Source organism: Nocardioides sp. NPDC051685 (assembly GCF_044453405.1).
Classification (GTDB): domain Bacteria; phylum Actinomycetota; class Actinomycetes; order Propionibacteriales; family Nocardioidaceae; genus Nocardioides.
The window spans coordinates 235,929-252,130 of sequence record NZ_JBITCR010000007.1; the positions used below are offsets into that span (position 1 = coordinate 235,929).

Genomic DNA, 16,202 nt, shown 5'->3' on the forward strand with positions numbered 1-16,202 from the left:
CAGAATATCGGTGGTTGCTCACGGGGATGGGACCTGGGCCGACTGACGGGCGCGGAGAGCGAGGTAGACGGCGCGCATCCCGACCGCCCGTTCGATCTCACGCAGCACCGTGCCGAAGAACTGCTCGCGGTAGGTCTCGTCGGTGACCGTCGAGACCGTGACGTAGAGCGAGGAGAAGGCGGAGAGGAACAGCGCGACCTTGACCAGCTCGCCCGACACGTTGGGCAGCCAGGACAGGTTGTGCAGGGACTGCTGCCCGGTCCAGCCCAGCTGGACGCCGTCGGTCATCACGATCGCCCCGAAGACCAGGAAGAACGCGAAGACGGCGAACGCGATCAGCACGACCTGCGTCGCCTGGATGACGAGCAGGGCGAGCACCAGGTTCCAGCGCTCGAAGCCGGTGACCTGGGCATACTCCGCCGGGTCGGTGCCCCCGTCGTCGCGGGCCTCCTCGACCAGCTCCGCGCACGCGGTCGCCAGCGGCGTACGCGCGCAGGTGCGGAGGAGGAACGCAGCGTCCACGTCGTCGTCGATCCGGTCCACCTCCTCGGGCAACCGGACCAGGAGGAACGCCACGGCTGACCCACCGAACAGCAGCGTGACCAGCCACAACGCACCCGGGCGAAGGTTGGCCGACATCTCCCAGACCTCGGCGTTGATGAAGAGGAAGGTCATGAAGAGCAGCAGCAGCGGCAGCGCGCGCAGCGCCATCGGCAGCAGCCGGTGCAGCGACCCGAACGTACGTCCCATCGCCCACACCAGGATCGGCCGGAACCGCATCGCGGTCAGCGCGTACCACCCGGCGGCGGCCCCGCCCAGGGTCAGCAGCAGCGCCGGAGCGGCTCCGAGGTCGCCGGTCACCCACGCCAGGGCCACACCCGCAGCCACCGCGACGATCACGACCACCAGACCGACCCGGACCGTACGCCGCGGCCGCATCGCCGCTCGCACCGCCTCGCGCTCCTCCGGGACGAAGTAGGTGAGCCCGTTGTGCCGGAACCACGAGTCAGTGAGCCGTAGCGTCTCGGCCGATCCGTTCTGCTCCACAAGAGCGTCATCCTCGCAGGCTTTGCCGTCCATCGGGCTCACGGGCCCGTGGTCGCTCACCCGACGAAGACGGCGGCCGCCTTGGCACTCTGCGGTCCGACCGGTTCGTAGAGCGCCAGGAACTCCCCGTCGGGGGCGAAGACGGCGGTCAGCCCGTCGAGCGCCAGCTTCAGCTTGCGGCCGTAGCGGACGTCCTGCGCCTGCTCCTCGGAGAGGTCGTAGGGAGTGAACGCGGCACGGGCGGCGTCGGCCAGCGGCAGCACCGCGAACTCCTCGCCGAGCTCGTCGAGCGTCCTCGCGACCTCGAGGTCGTAGGGCCCGACCGCGGTGCGGCGCAGCATGGTCAGGTGTCCACCGACCCCGAGGGCCGCGCCGACGTCCCGGGCGATCGCCCGGATGTAGGTGCCCGAGGAGCAGCGGACGAAGATGTCGACATCGACCAGATCGCCCTCGCGCCGGAGCTCGCCGACGGTGAGCTCGTGGACCGTGACGGGTCGTGCCTTCAGCTCGACCTGCTCGCCGTCGCGTACGCGTTGGTGGGCCCGCTTGCCATCGACCTTGATCGCCGACACCGCGGTCGGCACCTGGAGGATGTCGCCGACCTGGGTCGCGAAGACGCTGCGTACACGCTCCTCGTCGAGGTCGGCGGCCGAGCGGGTCTCCGTGACCTCGCCCTCGGCGTCGTCCGTGGTCGTCGAGATCCCGAGCCGCACCGTCGCCGAGTAGGACTTCTCGGTCAGCATCAGGTGGCCGAGGAGCCGGGTGGCGCGCTCCACCCCCAGCACGAGTACGCCGGTGGCCATCGGGTCCAGCGTGCCGGCATGCCCGACCTTGCGGGTGCCGGCCAGCCGGCGTACGCGCGCGACGACGTCGTGGGAGGTGACCCCGGCGGGCTTGTCCACGATGACGAGCCCGGAGACGGCAGCGGTCACTCCTCGTCGTCCTCGTCCCACTCGTCCTCGATCTCGCGAGGCTTCTTGTAGGGGTCGGCGTCACCGGCGTAGGTCGCCCCACGCGAAGCGGCGACCGCGTCGTCCTGCGCCTTGGCGCGGGCGAGCACGTCGTCGAGGTGGCGGGCCGTCTCCGGCAGCGCGTCGTGGATGAACTCCAGCGTCGGCGCGGTGCGGGTGCCGAGCTGCTTGGCCACCTCGGAGCGGATCAGGCCCTTGGCCGACTCCAGCGCCGCGGCCGTGCCGGCCAGCTCGGCCTCCGAGTCGGCGCCCAGCACCGTGTAGAAGATCGTCGCCTGCTGGCTGTCTCCGGTCACACGTACGTCGGTGACGGTGACGAACCCGATCCGCGGATCCTTGATCCGCCGCTCCAGCATCTGCGCCACGATGACCTTGATCCGGTCAGCGATCCGGCGAACCCGTGGGCTACTCATGTTCACACTCTCTCAAATAATCGAAGCAAATCGAGACGTTGGCCGGGCCGCCTCCGCAGCACTTGTCCTCCAGAGACGGCGAACCGCCGGGCCGGGCGCGAAGCGCCCTGGGCCCGGCGGAACAACCAACTCAGCCCCGGGGAATCTCCACCATCTCGAAGGCTTCGATGATGTCGCCTTCCTTGATGTCCTGGAAGTTCTTCAGGACCAGACCGCACTCGAAGCCCTCGCGGACCTCGGAGGCGTCGTCCTTCTCGCGGCGCAGCGAGGCCAGGTCGAGGTTGTCGGCCGCCACGGCGCCGTCGCGCAGCACGCGAACCTTGGCGTTGCGGCGGATGAGGCCCTCGGTGACCATACAACCGGCGATGTTTCCGGCCTTCGACGAGCGGAAGATCGCGCGGATCTCCGCCCTGCCGAGGACCTTCTCCTCGTACTCCGGCTTGAGCATGCCCTTGAGGGCCGCCTCGATCTCCTCGATCGCCTGGTAGATGACCGAGTAGTAGCGGATCTCGACACCCTCGCGGTCGGCCATCTCCGTCGCCTTGCCCTGCGGGCGGACGTTGAAGCCGATGATGATCGCGTCGGAGGCAGCAGCCAGGTCGACGTTGGTCTCGGTGATCGCACCGACACCGCGGTCGATGACCCGGATGGAGACCTCGTCGCCACCCACGTCGATCTTGGCCAGTGCGTCCTCGAGCGCCTCGACCGAACCGGACACGTCGCCCTTGAGGATGAGGTTGAGCTCCTGGCTCTCGCCCTTCTCCATGGAGGCCATGAAGTCCTCCAGCGTGCGGCGTACGCGGCGCTTGGCCTGCTGCGCGGCACGCTCGCGTGCCTCGCGCTTCTCGGCGATCTGGCGAGCCATCCGGTCGTCCTCGACGACCAGGAAGCTCTGACCCGCACCCGGCACCGCCGAGAGACCCAGGACCATCGCCGGACGCGACGGGGTCGCCTCGGTGATCTCGTTGCCGTACTCGTCGATCATCGCGCGGACACGACCGTGGGCCGGACCGGCAACGATGGACTCACCCACGCGCAGCGTGCCGCGCTGGACCAGGATGGTCGCGACCGGGCCGCGGCCGCGGTCGAGGTGAGCCTCGATCACGATGCCCTGCGCGTCCTGGCTGGCGTTGGCCTGCAGGTCGAGCGAGGCGTCGGCGGTCAGCACGACGGCCTCGAGAAGGCCATCGATGTTGATCCGCGACTTCGCCGAGATCTCGACGAACATCGTGTCGCCGCCGTACTCCTCGGGGATGAGGCCGTACTCGGTCAGCTGGCCACGGACCTTGGTCGGGTCCGCCTCCGGCTTGTCGATCTTGTTGATCGCGACCACGATCGGGACACCGGCCGCCTTGGCGTGGTTGAGCGCCTCGATGGTCTGCGGCATCACACCGTCATCGGCAGCGACCACGAGGATCGCGAGGTCCGAGGACTGCGAACCACGGGCACGCATGGCGGTGAACGCCTCGTGACCCGGGGTGTCGATGAAGGTGATCTTGCGCTCGGTGCCGTCGACCTCGGTCGAGACCTGGTAGGCACCGATGTGCTGGGTGATGCCACCGGCCTCGCCCTCGATGACGTTGGCGTCACGGATGGCGTCGAGCAGCTTGGTCTTACCGTGGTCGACGTGACCCATGACGGTGACGACCGGCGGACGGACCGTCCAGTCGGACTCGTCGCCCTCGTCGCCGAGCTCGATGTCGAAGGACTCCAGCAGCTCGCGGTCCTCGTCCTCAGGGGAGACGACCTGGACGATGTAGTTGAGCTCCTCACCGAGCAGCTCGAGGGTCTCGTCGTTGACGGACTCGGTCGCGGTGACCATCTCACCGAGGCCGAACAGCATCTGCACCAGCTGAGCCGGGTCGACGTTGATCTTCTCGGCGAAGTCGGTCAGGCTCGCGCCGCGAGCCAGGCGAACGGTCTCACCGTTGCCCTTGCGTACGCGGATGCCACCGATCGTCGGGGCCTCCATGGCCTCGAACTCCTGGCGACGCGCCCGCTTCGACTTCCGGCCACGACGGGAGGGACCGCCCGGGCGACCGAAGGCACCCTGGGTCGTTCCGCGACCGCCGGGACGACCGGCACCGGGGCGACCGCCACCGGGACCGCCGCCGAAGCCGCCGCCACCGGGACGACCGGCACCAGCACCGCCACCGGGACGCCCACCGGCGCCCGGGCGACCGCCGCCACCGGGACGACCCGGGGCACCGGCACGACCACCGGGACCGCCACCAGGACGGGCACCGAACGCGGCCGGGGACTTCGGCATCATCGCCGGGTTGGGACGCGGCATGCCGGGACGGCCACCGGTCTGGCCACCCTCACGGGCAGCAGCAGGACGCGGCGGACGCTGGTCGCCACCGGCCGGGGCACCACCCTGGCCACCCTGGCCCCCACCCTGGCCGCCGGGACGCGGACGCCCCATGCCCTGGTTGGAGGAGAACGGGTTGTTGCCCGGGCGCGGAGCGCCGGGCTTGCCGACCGGACGCGGTCCGGGACGACCGGCACCAGCACCGCCGGCACCACCCGCGCCACCGCGAGCCGCGGGGGCCTGCGGACGAGCGCCGGGCTTCGGGGCACCAGGCTTGGGCGCACCCGGCTTGGGCGCGGCCGAACGTCGGTCGCCACCTGCCGGAGCACTCGGGCTCGGCTTGGGCGCGGCCGGAGCCGACGCCGCAGGGGCGACCGGCGGAGCCTCGGCCTTCTTGGCCGGGGGCTTCGGGCCTGGCCTGGGCGCAGCCGGCTTGGTCGCCGCGGGAGCCTCGGCGGGCTTCTCGGGCGCCGTGTCCGCAGCCTGCTTGGGGGCGGCGGGCTTGGGCTCTACCGATCTGGGGCCAGGCTTGGGGCCGGGCTTGGGGGCGGCCTTCTCGTCCGTGGACGCGGAACCACCCTTGCCGCCGGCCTTCAGGCCGGGGCCGATCTCCTTGCGGAAACGCATCTCCGCAGGCAGCTCGACGGTCGAGCTCGCCGACTTGACGAACTCACCCATCTCCTTGAACTTCTCGAGAACGAACTTGCTCTCGACTCCGAACTCTTTGGCGAGTTCGTGGACTCGGGTCTTAGCCACGCTTCTCCTTCTGGCCACAGACCCAAATCCGGGTGAAAACTGTGACCACTAGTGGGTGTAGAACACGCTCATCGCGAAGTACTCATCGAGTGCTCATGAGCTTTTGCTCCAATTCCTGGTCAGTTGACCGTCGACGACGGTCGTGGGTGTTTGGCGCGTGTCGAGGTAGTCCTCCACCGGTGCGCTGGAAAGCCCGCCCTCGGCCCCCTTACCTTTCGGGTACAGGGCCCGGGTGAACGCCTTCCGGCGCACCGCGAGTTCGTAACACTCACGCGTGGGGTGCAGATGCGCCCCTCGCCCGGGTGCGGTGGCTGTCGGATCGGGCACCACGGCCGGCTGGCCGTTGCGGTCCGAGCCGGCGGTCACCCGCAACAACTCGCGCTTGGCGGCTCGCTTCCGGCAACCCACGCACGTACGGACGGGTCCGTTCTGCGTAGTTTCTTCGAGGCGTGCCACCGATCCTCAACACTACCGCTTCCGGGGTTCGGTAGACGAAACCGGGGCACAGGTCGTTCTTATTCCGTGACCCATCCTCACAGGATGGCGGCGATCTCCGGCCACGCTCGCAGGCCGAGCTCGCGGTCGGCCTCCTCCGATCCGCCCCACGCGATCCTGCGGCTGAGCGGGAGCACCGGCTCGCCGGGCAGCACGACCCGGTGACCGGCGTCGGGATGGGAGACCACGATCGTCTCCAGGTCATGAGCGGTACGTCGCCGCCGCACCGCCTCCGCGAAGAGGACCGATGGCCACAGCGCGTCGGCTCCGCCGGCGACCAGGACGACCTCACCGGCGATGCGCTCGACCGGGATGGTCGCGGCGGGGACGCGGTCGGCGTACTTCTCCAGGGCCGAGAGGTAGGCCTCGCAGAACGAGGGCAGCTCCCCGTGCGCGCTTCGCGCGCTTGCTCCCTCGCTCGGCGCGAGCGGACGAGCAAGCTCGCCGCTCGACCTCGCTCCGGTTGCCTCGGCCTCTTTCACCGCGGCCTCGATGGCCTCGTCGTCGAACGGCACGAACGGCACCGGCTCGCCCCGCAGCGTCCACGAGGACCGCTGTGGCCGCTCGTCGCTCAGGCCGGCCCAGGCGACGTACGTCGGGGAGATCCCGACCACCGCGTCGATCTCGGGGTGCAGGGTGCCGAGCAGCAGCGCCGCCTGGGCGCCCCAGGACGTCCCGAGCACCACCAGCCGCTCGTAGCGGGAGTGGAGGTCGGCGAGGACGTCGTCGAACGTCTCCAGCGGCATCAGCCGGGCCTCGTCCGGCTGGCCGGGACCACCGAAGTAGCGGATCGAGGCCGCGGCGACCCCGTGCGAGGCCAGCATCCGGCACCGGTCGGTCTCGATCCGTCCCGAGGACCCCGAGAGCACGAGTACGCCCGTGGTGGCGCCCTCCGGCTCCAGCAGGACGCCCTCCGACTCGGTCAGAGTGGTCTCACGCACGATCAGGCGACCGGGGTCTCCTCGTCGGAACGGATGTCGATGCGCCAGCCGGTCAGGCGGGCGGCGAGGCGGGCGTTCTGCCCCTCCTTGCCGATGGCCAGCGAGAGCTGGTAGTCCGGGACGACGACGCGGGCCGACTTGGTCGCCGCGTCGATGATCTCGACCGAGGAGACCCGGGCCGGCGAGAGCGCCGAGGCGACGAGCACCTTCGGGTCCTCGGACCAGTCGACGATGTCGATCTTCTCGCCCTGCAGCTCGGACATGACCTGGCGGACCCGCTGGCCCATCGGGCCGATGCAGGCGCCCTTGGCGTTGACGCCGGGGACGGTCGACTTGACCGCGATCTTGGTGCGGTGACCGGCCTCGCGGGCGATCGCGGCGATCTCGACGGTGCCGTCGGCGATCTCGGGCACCTCGAAGGAGAAGAGCTTCTTGACCAGGTTGGGGTGGGAGCGCGAGAGCGTGATCTGCGGGCCGCGCATGCCCTTCCGCACGCTCACCACCAGGGCCTTGATCCGGGTGCCGTGGCTGTAGTCCTCGCCCGGCACACGCTCGGAGAGCGGGATGACGCCCTCGAGCCGGCCCAGGTCGACGAGCACGTCGTCGGGGTTGCGGCCCTGCTGGATGACGCCGGAGAGGATGTCGCCCTCCTTGCCGGAGAACTCACCGAACTTCACGTCGTCCTCGGCGTCGCGCAGCCGCTGCAGCACGATCTGCTTCGCGGTGGTGGCGGCGATCCGGCCGAAGCCCTCGGGCGTGTCGTCGTACTCCCCGACGACGTTGCCCTCGTCGTCGACCTCGGAGGCCAGCACGCGTACGTGCCCGGTCTTGCGGTCCAGGTCGACCCGCGCCTTCGTCTGGGCGCCCTCGGTCTTGTGGTAGGCCGTCAGCAGCCCCTGCTCGATCGCCTCGACGAGCACATCGAGCGAGATCTCCCGCTCCCGCTCCAGCATCCGCAGGATGCTCATATCGATGTCCATGGCCTACTCCCCCTCGTCGATCCGCTTGAACTCGATCTGCACAAGCGCCTTCTTCACGTCCGCGTACGCCACCTCGCGGCGCTTGCCGCTCACCTCGAGGCTCACCCGCTCCTCGTCGGACTCCTTGACGCGCCCGGTGAACGCGGAGCCGTCGGTGGCGGTGACCTTGACCAGGCGACCCTTGTTGCGGCGCCAGTGGCGCGGCAGGGTCAGCGGCCGGTCGACACCGGGCGAGGTCACCTCGAGCGTGTAGGGCTGCTCGCCCATGACGTCGGACTCGTCGAGGACCCGGTTGACCTCACGGGTTGCCTCGGTGACCTCCTCATGGGTGATCCCGCCGTCCTTGTCGACGGCGATCCGCAGGATCCGGCGCTTGCCGGCCGGCGTGATCTCCACGGCCTCGATGTCGAGACCCAGGGCCAGAAGCGGGTCTCCGAGGGCCTTCTCGATGGCACTCGTGATCGCGTCCTTCCGCTCAGCACTCAACGCGATCTCCCCCTGCATCCTGTTGTCCGGTCCTGTTGTGTGTTGCGCCTCCGAGCACGCGGCGCTTCTGGTGACACCATACCTGTACGCCTCGGGTGTCTCGAACGCCGCGCGGCTGTGTTGGAAAGCCGCTGACGCGACTCCCACCGGGTGTCGTTAGGGTTCCTCACGTGACCAGCGCACGTGCCCTCCGGATGCTCTCGCGACGCACCGCCGTGGGTGTCGCCGTGGTTGCCCCGCTGGCCGCCTCGGCGTGTTCGGCCTCGGAGGTGCTGGATCCTGTCAAAGCACCCCCACCGAGCACTCCCCCGGCCCCCGCGAACCCCGACCAGAGTGTGATCGATGCCACGGTCGCGGAGATCCTCGGCGCCGACGACGGCGCCCCCTCGGCGTTCGTGCAGCTCCATCGCGTGCACATCGAGGCGCTGGCGCCGACCAAGGGGGTGGCGGCGGTCGCGGCGAAGGGGCGCTGGCAGGACCGCCAGCTCGCCCTGGTCACGACGCTCACCACCGCTGCAGGGCAGGCGGCCGACCCGCAGCTGATCACGCTGCTCGCCTCGGCCGCCGCCGGGCAGCAGCAGCTCCTGCACGGCAGGGGTCTGGCATGACGGCAGCGAATTCGGCCTCGACGGAGGCGGTCCAGGCGGCGCTCGCGGTCGAGCACGCCTCGATCTACGTCCTGGGCGCGCTGGGCGGGCGCACGTCGGCGACGTCCTCGCCGGCCCTGGCACGGGCGCTCACCGACGCGTACGACGACCACGTGAACGCCCGGGAGGCGCTGGCCGCGCACGTGGTGGCCGCCGGGATCGAGCCGGTGGCGCCCTCCGCCGTCTACGACCTGCCCGCCCGGATCGGGTCCGACGCCCGCATCGGCGAGGCGGCCCTGCGGCTGGAGAAGGACACCACCGCGACCTATCTCTCGCTGGTCCCGAAGGCGGCCGGCTCCGACCGGACGCTGCTCATCCAGCTGCTCTGCCGGGCGGCTGCGCGGCAGCTCGACCTGGGCGCCAGGCCGGTCGCGTTCCCGGGGACCTGAGGCCCGGCGCCCGAAAACGGCCTTGGCCCGCGAACCGTCCGGCGCGGGAGACTCCCGAGATGTCTCCCGAGACCGGGCGGCTCGCGGGCCAGGTTGTGGCCTGGACACGAGGCCTGAGAAGTCGCCTGGGGCTGAACCTCTCTTGCAGAAGTATGCAATCCCCGCTCAGAATGGCCCAGACCCGCAAAAGCGCATTGCAAGAACTTGCAACTTCTCCCGGCGTCATTCCCAGGAGCGAACGATCTGGTGTATGTCGCTCAGTCGTTGGGCCACAGCGTCCGGGGAGCCCTCGCTGTGGCCGACCTGGCTGCTCGGGATGTTGCTGTGCGGGATGTGGATCGCCCGCAGACCGGCCTTCTGAGCACCGTACACATCATCGAAGAGCCTGTCCCCCACGTAGACGCATCGAGACGGATCCGAGACCTTCACGGCGTCCATGGCCGCGTGGAAGGCCTCCTCGGCGGGCTTCGTCCACGGGACCTCCGAGGTGTAGACGTCACCGTCGAGCAGGTCGAGCACTCCGTCGCGCTCGAAGAACCCGCGGTGCCACGCGCGCGGCCAGATCGTGTTGGACAGCACCCCGACACGTACGCCATCGGCGCGGAGCGCCTCCCACAGCGGCCCGACCTCGGGGTCGGTGAGGGTGTGCGGCTCCCAGAACTCGTAGTAGGCGTCGAGCAGCTCCGGGTCGTGCTCGAGGCCGGCCTCGTCGAAGAGATCGCCGATCACCGAGCTCTGCTGGTGGTCGCGGCTGCGGGCCCAGATCGTGTCACCGGCCTGGTGCAGCCTGGTCGCATTGACCGGGTGGTCGTCGTCGCAGGCTCCCTTCACCGCCTGGGCCAGCGCCAGCGACTCCGCGTGGAAGTCGATGTCGTGCCACTTCGTCAACGTGCCGCCCCAGTCGAAGATCACCGCGTCGATCGCCATGGCCCGACCCTAGCGGCGTCTCCCGGCTGACCAGGAAGGGATTTTCAGGACAGTCGCGCCGAGTCGGCGGCCTCGGCGAGCTGCTCGCGGAAGCCGGGGTGGGCGCAGCGGTCGATGATCCGCCGGGCCCGCGCGGCCGGGGAGAGGCCGCGCAGGTCGGCGACGCCCTGCTCGGTGACGACGACCTGGACGTCGTGGGCGGTGTGGTCGACGTGGCGGACGAACGGCACGATGCGCGAGACCGTGCCCTCCTCGGCGGTGGAGGGCGCGACGAAGAAGTTGAGATGGGCGTTGCTCGCGAAGTCTCCCGAGCTTCCGGCGGCGTTCACGTTGCCGTGGATGTCGGCCTCGTCCATCGGGTCGATCGCGATGAGGCCGAGCCGGCGGATGACCTCGGGGTGGTTGGAGATCTCCTGCGGACGCAGCAGGATCCGGCCCTTGTAGTGGTGGACGTCCCCGTTGAACCGGCGGGCACCCGCCTCGGAGAGGCCGAAGGAGGTCGCCGAGACCCCGATCAGCTTCCCGGAGTCGAGCAGGTCGAGAAGGCCGTCCCGGATCGTGTCGGTGTAGGCCGTCAGGTGCTCGAACTCGGCCTTCTGCAGACCGGTGAGGACGGCGTCGCCGACGTCTCCGGCGCCGGCGTGGAGCGGGAGCAGGCTGTGGTGGAGGCGGTCGTGGCGTACCTCGTGGCGGAGGAAGTCCACGACGAGGTCGGCCAGCGCGTGGCTCTCCTCCCCGATCGGGCTCGGCGGCGTGCCCGGGTCGGGACGATCCGTCTCGACGACTGCGACGACCTTGTCGGGATCGACGAGGAGGAACGGGTCACCGATCCTCTGCGTCGGCGTCGTCAGCTGGATCGGCGCCCGCAGCGGCGGAAGCCGGGAGCCGTGATGGATGTCGTGGAATCCCTCGAACCCGCGTGGATGCCAGCTGTTGACCTCGAGGACCACCTTGTCGGCGAGGTCGAGCCACGCCTGGTTGTTGCCGACGCTGCTCCCGGGGACGAGCAGCCCGTTGGGCAGGATCGCCGCCACCTCGACCACCGCGACGTCGAGGGCGCCGTAGAACCCGGAGAGCGCATACTGGGCGACCCGCGAGTGACGTACGTCGACACCCTCCGGCCACTCCCGGACCTCGCCCAGCGCCTCCGGCACCGCCTTCGGGTGACCGGCCCCGGTCAACCCAGAGAGCGCCACGGTCTCCCCCGGGCCGATCTGCGCGGCCGCCTCTGCCGCGCTCATCACCCGTCCGGCGAGCGTACGGTCAAGAATCCTGTCCCCCGTCATGGGGTCGATCTTGCCTCACCTGCGCACCCCGAATCCGCAGTTGTGGCGGCCGAGAATGTAGTTGTGGGCGACGAAACTCGAGTTTCGTCGCCCACAACTACGGATTCGGCGAGTGGTTCAGCCGCGGACGACCTCGGTCAGGTGGGCGACAGCGTCGGTGAGGGCGATCTCGGCCCGCTCGCCGCTCTTGCGGTCCTTGACCTCGACCTTGCCCTCGACCAGGCCCTTGCCGACGGTGACGATGGTCGGCACACCGATCAGCTCGGCGTCCTTGAACTTCACGCCGGGCGAGACCTTGGGACGGTCGTCGTAGAGCACGTCGATGCCTGCGGCCTCGAGCTCACCGGCCAGCTTCTCGGCGGCCTCGAAGACGGCGGCGTCCTTGCCGGTCGCGACCAGGTGGATGTCGTACGGAGCGACGTTGCGGGGCCAGGCGAGGCCGATGTCGTCGAGGGTGCCCTCGGCGATGGCGGCGACGGCGCGGGTGACACCGATGCCGTAGGAGCCCATGGTGACGGTGACGAGCTTGCCGTTCTCGTCGAGCACCTGGAGACCCAGCGCGTCGGCGTACTTGCGGCCGAGCTGGAACACGTGGCCCATCTCGATGCCGCGCGCCAGCGTCAACGGGCCCGAACCGTCGGGAGCCGGGTCGCCCTCGCGCACCTCGGCGGCCTCGATGGTGCCGTCGGGAGTGAAGTCACGGCCGGCGACGAGATCGATGACGTGCTTGCCCTCGACGTTGGCGCCGGTGACCCAGCGGGTGCCGGTGACCACGCGCGGGTCGACCAGGTAGCGGATCCCGGACTCGGACTTCTCGCCGAGCGCCTCGGGCCCGATGTAACCCTTCACGAGCGAGGAGTGCTTCTTCAGCTCGACGTCGTCCATGGGCTCGACCTCGATCGGCTCCAGCTGGCCCTCGAGGCGCTTGATGTCGACCTCACGGTCGCCGGGCAGGCCGATGGCCAGCGGCTCGGAGGTGCCGTCGGGGTGACGCAGCATCACCAGCACGTTCTTCAGCGTGTCGCCGGCCTCCCAGGGCCGGTCCTCCCGCGGGAACGCCTCGTTGAGGTGGTCGACGAGGGTCTGGATCGTCGGGGTGTCGGGGGTGTCCTCGGCATGGGCAGCCGGCACCCCCTCGTAGGAGAGCGCCTCGGGGGCCAGCGTCGTGACCGCCTCGACGTTCGCGGCGTAGCCGCCGGGCGAGCGTACGAAGGTGTCCTCCCCGGCCTCGGAGACGGCCAGGAACTCCTCGGAGGCCGAGCCGCCCATCGCGCCGGAGGTGGCCTTGACGATGACGTACTCGAACCCGAGGCGGTCGAAGACCTTCACGTACGCGGCGCGGTGGGCCTCGTAGGCCGCGGCCAGCCCCTCGTCGGAGACGTCGAAGGAGTAGGAGTCCTTCATGATGAACTCACGGCCGCGCAGCAGCCCCGCGCGCGGACGCGCCTCGTCGCGGTACTTCGTCTGGATCTGGTAGATCGCCAGCGGCAGGTCCTTGTAGGAGCCGTAGAGGTCCTTGACCAGGAGGGTGAACATCTCCTCGTGCGTGGGCCCGAGCAGGTAGTCGGCGTCCTTGCGGTCCTTGAGCCGGAAGATGCCGTCCCCGTACTCCGTCCAGCGGCCGGTCGCCTCGTAGGGCTCACGGGGCAGCAGCGCCGGGAAGTGCACCTCCTGGGCGCCGATCGCGGCCATCTCCTCGCGGATGATCCCCTCGACCTTGCCGAGCACGCGCAGGCCCAACGGCAGCCAGGAGTAGATCCCCGGAGCGGCGCGGCGGATGTAGCCGGCACGGACAAGCAGCTTGTGGCTCGCGACCTCGGCGTCGGCGGGATCCTCACGCAGGGTCCGCACGAAAAGGGTCGACATACGGGCGATCATGCGGGCAAGCGTACGGCGCACCGGACCGCTCCCGCGAACCGGTTGGAATTGGCGTTGCAACCCCGGCGGCACCCCGCGCATCTTTACCTTCATGAGAGGTATCCGAATCCCGGCACTGGCCACGGCCATCCTTGCTGCTCTCATGCTCCCGGCGACGCTCCTGTCACCGGCTTCTGCGGCGGCCCCGACCGTCGACGTACGCCCCTGGACGCTGCCGCAGGGCAGCGCACCCACGATCCCTTACCTGCACCATCCCTCGGAGGACGCCTGGTCGGTGGTCGACCCGAAGACGGGCATGAAGACCCCGATCGCCGGCATCGACGTGACCGACTCGGTCATGCTCCTGGGCAGGTCCGGCAGCGGGTTCCTGCTGCGGATCGGCAACCGGAGCGACCGGATCATCCGGGTCGAGCTGGACAGGCCGCAGCGCACGATCTTCGACGGGCTCCACTACCAGGCCTGGAGCAGGTTGTCGGCCGACAATCGATACCTGCTCATGACGACCTTCGTCTCCAGCGGCACGCAGCTGCAGGTCCGGAACGCGGTCACCGGTGCGGTCCTCGCCCGGCACACCTTCCGGAACACGACCGAACCGAACCCCATCGACGTCAGCGGCACCCGCGTGCTTCTCGGCGGGTTCTCCCCGGCGCGGACGATGACGTGGAACTGGCAGACCGGCACGATCCGGACGATCGCCTCGCGGGCAGCCTACGCCGGCGCCTTCGGCATCGACCGGCTGGCCACCTACACCGACAAGCCGTACGACACCGACGCCTGCACCGTCGTGTCGACCATCTCCCAGCCGGGCACGGCGCTGTGGCGATCGTGCGCGGAGGCGGTCGGGGCCTTCTCGCCCGACGGTGCCCGGATCGCCACCAACGCGATCCCGTGGCGAGACGTGAGCTCGGTCGTACAGCGCCGCAGCGTCCGCGGCACGCTGCTGGCGACCTACCGCAACCCCAACGGCGTCTGGGTGCACGGTTGGGAGAACAGCACCCGGGTCCTGCTCGAGTCCGCACCCCAGACAGGCATCAACTGGCTGGTGCGGTGCGAGGGCGCCGAGTGCGAGCGCGCCTGGCGGGCGTACTGACAGCGGAGCTCGATCAGAACATGATGGTGGAGAAGCGGGCCGTCTCGAGGAAGCCGGCCCGCTCGTAGGCACGACGCGCGGGGGCGTTCCACTCGTTGACGTAGAGGGAGACGCGTGGGGCGATCTCGTTGCGGACGATGTCGCAGACCGCGGCCATGCCGCGGGCGGCGAGGCCCTCGCCGCGTCGGTGCGCGGGCACCCAGACACCCTGGATCTGGGCGGCCTCGGGGGTCGCGCAGGCGACCTCGGCCTTGAAGACGACCTCGCCGTCCTCGATCCGCGCGAAGGACCAGCCCCGCGAGATCAGCTGGAGCACCCGGGCGCGGTAGAGGTCGCGGCCGCCACCGGTCTCGGGCGAGATCCCGACCTCCTCGGTGTACATCGCCACGCACGCCGGGTAGAGGACCTCCATGTCGGCGCGGACCGTGCGGCGTACGAACGGGTCGGGGTCGACCAGGCTCTGCAGCTGCTGCTCGAGGTGGGGCTGCTCCCAGCGCTGGTCGCGTGGCTCGCCCCAGGACTCGCCGATCGCCCCCCACAGCGCCCGGACCGCGGGCTGTCTCCCGACGATCGTGGAGACGGTGCGTACGCGGCTGCGGGCCCGCTCACCGAACGCGAAGGCGTCGTCCTCGGTGGCCTGGATGGGGACCAGGTTGGCGCCGACGTGACAGGCCGCGACCAGGTCGCCGCCGTCCCAGCGCCCCCAGATCTCACCGCCGAGCCAGCGCGGCTCGAGGTTGGTGGTGCGGGCGCGGTATTCCGCGAACACGTTCACCACCGGATCCTGGGCGGTCAGCTCCAGGAACGCACCGAGATCACCCGCATGCAGCGGGCGGATCCCTTGGCGCGTCGTGAGCATGTCACCGAGCCTAGGGCCAATCTGGTCGTACGTCGCCCTGCGGCTCGCTGGCCGGATCAGGCAAAGATCCGTTCGATCGTGTGCATGCGCTCGCCGATGGTCTTGAGGCGTACGTCCTGACCGGCCTCGCCGGTGTCCCCCCAGACCGCCCGGCCCACCATCACACCGCTCGCGCCGAGCGCGCGGACCTGCGGCAGGCGCCCGCTGAAGTCGTCCCAGCCCATCCCGTCGGAGCGCGCGACCCAGGAAGCTCGGGCGATGTCGGCTCGGTCGATGGCTGCGAGACCCTCGTCGTTGACCTTGAGCTTGAGCACGATGCCGCCGCAGCGCGACCGCGTGGCGAGCCTGGCCAGATCGTCGAGGCAGCCCGGCGTCGTGCAGTAGGGCTCGAGGAAGACCCGGTCGTAGCCGGGGAGGCGCTCCAGGATGGCCAGCGCCATCGGCGCGCAGGCGGCCTGGCGGTCGTCGAACCCGACCTTCACCGCGTCCGTCGACCTCTCCGGGACGACGAGCTCATCGACGGCGTCGATGTCCGGGAGCCCGGCGCAGGCGAGCTCGCGGCGTACGTCGCCGTGCCCCTGCGCGGGACGCACGACGATGCCCCAGCCGGGAGTGTCGGCCACCAGATCGAGGATGCCGGGCCTGATGTCGGAGGAGTCCGGGGTGCGGAACAGCGCGTCGTCCGCGTGATCGATGGCAAGCCAGAAATTGGTCACTGTTGTCGCC

Annotated in this window: 16 protein-coding genes; 3 read left to right on the top strand and 13 right to left on the bottom strand. The window is 70.1% G+C overall.

Annotated elements, in window-relative coordinates:
- Positions 1 to 18: 18 nt before the first annotated feature.
- The 8 genes from ACIA03_RS21080 to rimP all read right to left on the bottom strand — a co-directional run bounded on the left by ACIA03_RS21080 (position 19) and on the right by rimP (position 8,400).
- Entirely contained in the window at positions 19 to 1,047 is a 1,029-nt protein-coding gene (locus ACIA03_RS21080) for a hypothetical protein (protein WP_396986096.1), read from the bottom strand.
- Between the two features lie 56 nt (positions 1,048 to 1,103).
- On the bottom strand, positions 1,104 to 1,979 hold the full coding sequence (gene truB, locus ACIA03_RS21085) for a tRNA pseudouridine(55) synthase TruB (RefSeq protein ID WP_396986098.1): 876 nt from the start codon (positions 1,977 to 1,979) through the stop codon (positions 1,104 to 1,106).
- A complete protein-coding gene (gene rbfA, locus ACIA03_RS21090) occupies positions 1,976 to 2,437 on the bottom strand; it encodes a 30S ribosome-binding factor RbfA (RefSeq protein WP_218145261.1) in 462 nt (153 codons plus the stop codon). Before rbfA ends, truB begins: the two co-directional genes overlap by 4 nt.
- A gap of 124 nt (positions 2,438 to 2,561) precedes the next feature.
- Positions 2,562 to 5,498 carry a translation initiation factor IF-2 gene (infB, locus tag ACIA03_RS21095; RefSeq protein WP_396986100.1) on the bottom strand — a complete coding sequence of 979 codons (2,937 nt, stop codon included), beginning with the start codon at positions 5,496 to 5,498 and terminating at the stop codon, positions 2,562 to 2,564.
- A 93-nt stretch (positions 5,499 to 5,591) separates the two neighbouring features.
- Positions 5,592 to 5,954 carry a YlxR family protein gene (locus ACIA03_RS21100; protein ID WP_396986102.1) on the bottom strand — a complete coding sequence of 121 codons (363 nt, stop codon included), beginning with the start codon at positions 5,952 to 5,954 and terminating at the stop codon, positions 5,592 to 5,594.
- A 77-nt stretch (positions 5,955 to 6,031) separates the two neighbouring features.
- Positions 6,032 to 6,934: an alpha/beta fold hydrolase gene (locus ACIA03_RS21105; RefSeq protein ID WP_396986104.1), complete on the bottom strand. Its 903-nt coding sequence runs from the start codon at positions 6,932 to 6,934 to the stop codon at positions 6,032 to 6,034.
- A 2-nt stretch (positions 6,935 to 6,936) separates the two neighbouring features.
- Entirely contained in the window at positions 6,937 to 7,914 is a 978-nt protein-coding gene (gene nusA, locus ACIA03_RS21110; RefSeq protein ID WP_141792705.1) for a transcription termination factor NusA, read from the bottom strand.
- Positions 7,915 to 7,917: 3 nt separating this feature from the next.
- Entirely contained in the window at positions 7,918 to 8,400 is a 483-nt protein-coding gene (gene rimP, locus ACIA03_RS21115) for a ribosome maturation factor RimP (RefSeq protein WP_396986106.1), read from the bottom strand.
- A gap of 170 nt (positions 8,401 to 8,570) precedes the next feature.
- Between rimP and ACIA03_RS21120 the strand changes: the two genes are divergently transcribed.
- Both ACIA03_RS21120 and ACIA03_RS21125 read left to right on the top strand, forming a co-directional pair.
- On the top strand, positions 8,571 to 9,008 hold the full coding sequence (locus ACIA03_RS21120; RefSeq protein WP_396986108.1) for a hypothetical protein: 438 nt from the start codon (positions 8,571 to 8,573) through the stop codon (positions 9,006 to 9,008).
- The gene (locus tag ACIA03_RS21125; RefSeq protein ID WP_396986110.1) at positions 9,005 to 9,436 is read left to right on the top strand and encodes a DUF4439 domain-containing protein; all 432 of its coding nucleotides are present in this window, start codon (positions 9,005 to 9,007) and stop codon (positions 9,434 to 9,436) included. The genes ACIA03_RS21120 and ACIA03_RS21125 overlap by 4 nt, the downstream gene beginning before the upstream one ends.
- 222 nt (positions 9,437 to 9,658) lie before the next feature.
- On the opposite strand, the gene ACIA03_RS21130 is transcribed toward ACIA03_RS21125, so the two are convergent.
- From ACIA03_RS21130 to ACIA03_RS21140, 3 genes are all read right to left on the bottom strand, one after another.
- Entirely contained in the window at positions 9,659 to 10,363 is a 705-nt protein-coding gene (locus tag ACIA03_RS21130) for an HAD family hydrolase (RefSeq protein WP_396986112.1), read from the bottom strand.
- A gap of 44 nt (positions 10,364 to 10,407) precedes the next feature.
- Positions 10,408 to 11,649, bottom strand: coding sequence for an acetyl-CoA hydrolase/transferase C-terminal domain-containing protein (locus ACIA03_RS21135; protein WP_396986114.1), 1,242 nt, complete (start codon positions 11,647 to 11,649; stop codon positions 10,408 to 10,410).
- A gap of 117 nt (positions 11,650 to 11,766) precedes the next feature.
- A complete protein-coding gene (locus tag ACIA03_RS21140) occupies positions 11,767 to 13,527 on the bottom strand; it encodes a proline--tRNA ligase (RefSeq protein WP_396986116.1) in 1,761 nt (586 codons plus the stop codon).
- 91 nt (positions 13,528 to 13,618) lie between these two features.
- Here ACIA03_RS21140 and ACIA03_RS21145 point away from each other — a divergent pair, with 91 nt between their 5' ends.
- A complete protein-coding gene (locus tag ACIA03_RS21145; protein ID WP_396986118.1) occupies positions 13,619 to 14,617 on the top strand; it encodes a hypothetical protein in 999 nt (332 codons plus the stop codon).
- A gap of 13 nt (positions 14,618 to 14,630) precedes the next feature.
- Here the strand turns inward: ACIA03_RS21145 and ACIA03_RS21150 are convergent, their stop codons facing one another.
- Together ACIA03_RS21150 and ACIA03_RS21155 are read right to left on the bottom strand one after the other, a co-directional pair.
- Positions 14,631 to 15,476: a GNAT family N-acetyltransferase gene (locus ACIA03_RS21150; RefSeq protein ID WP_396986120.1), complete on the bottom strand. Its 846-nt coding sequence runs from the start codon at positions 15,474 to 15,476 to the stop codon at positions 14,631 to 14,633.
- Between the two features lie 56 nt (positions 15,477 to 15,532).
- Complete coding sequence (locus ACIA03_RS21155) at positions 15,533 to 16,192, bottom strand: hypothetical protein (protein WP_396986122.1); 660 nt, start codon at positions 16,190 to 16,192, stop codon at positions 15,533 to 15,535.
- Positions 16,193 to 16,202: the final 10 nt, after the last annotated feature.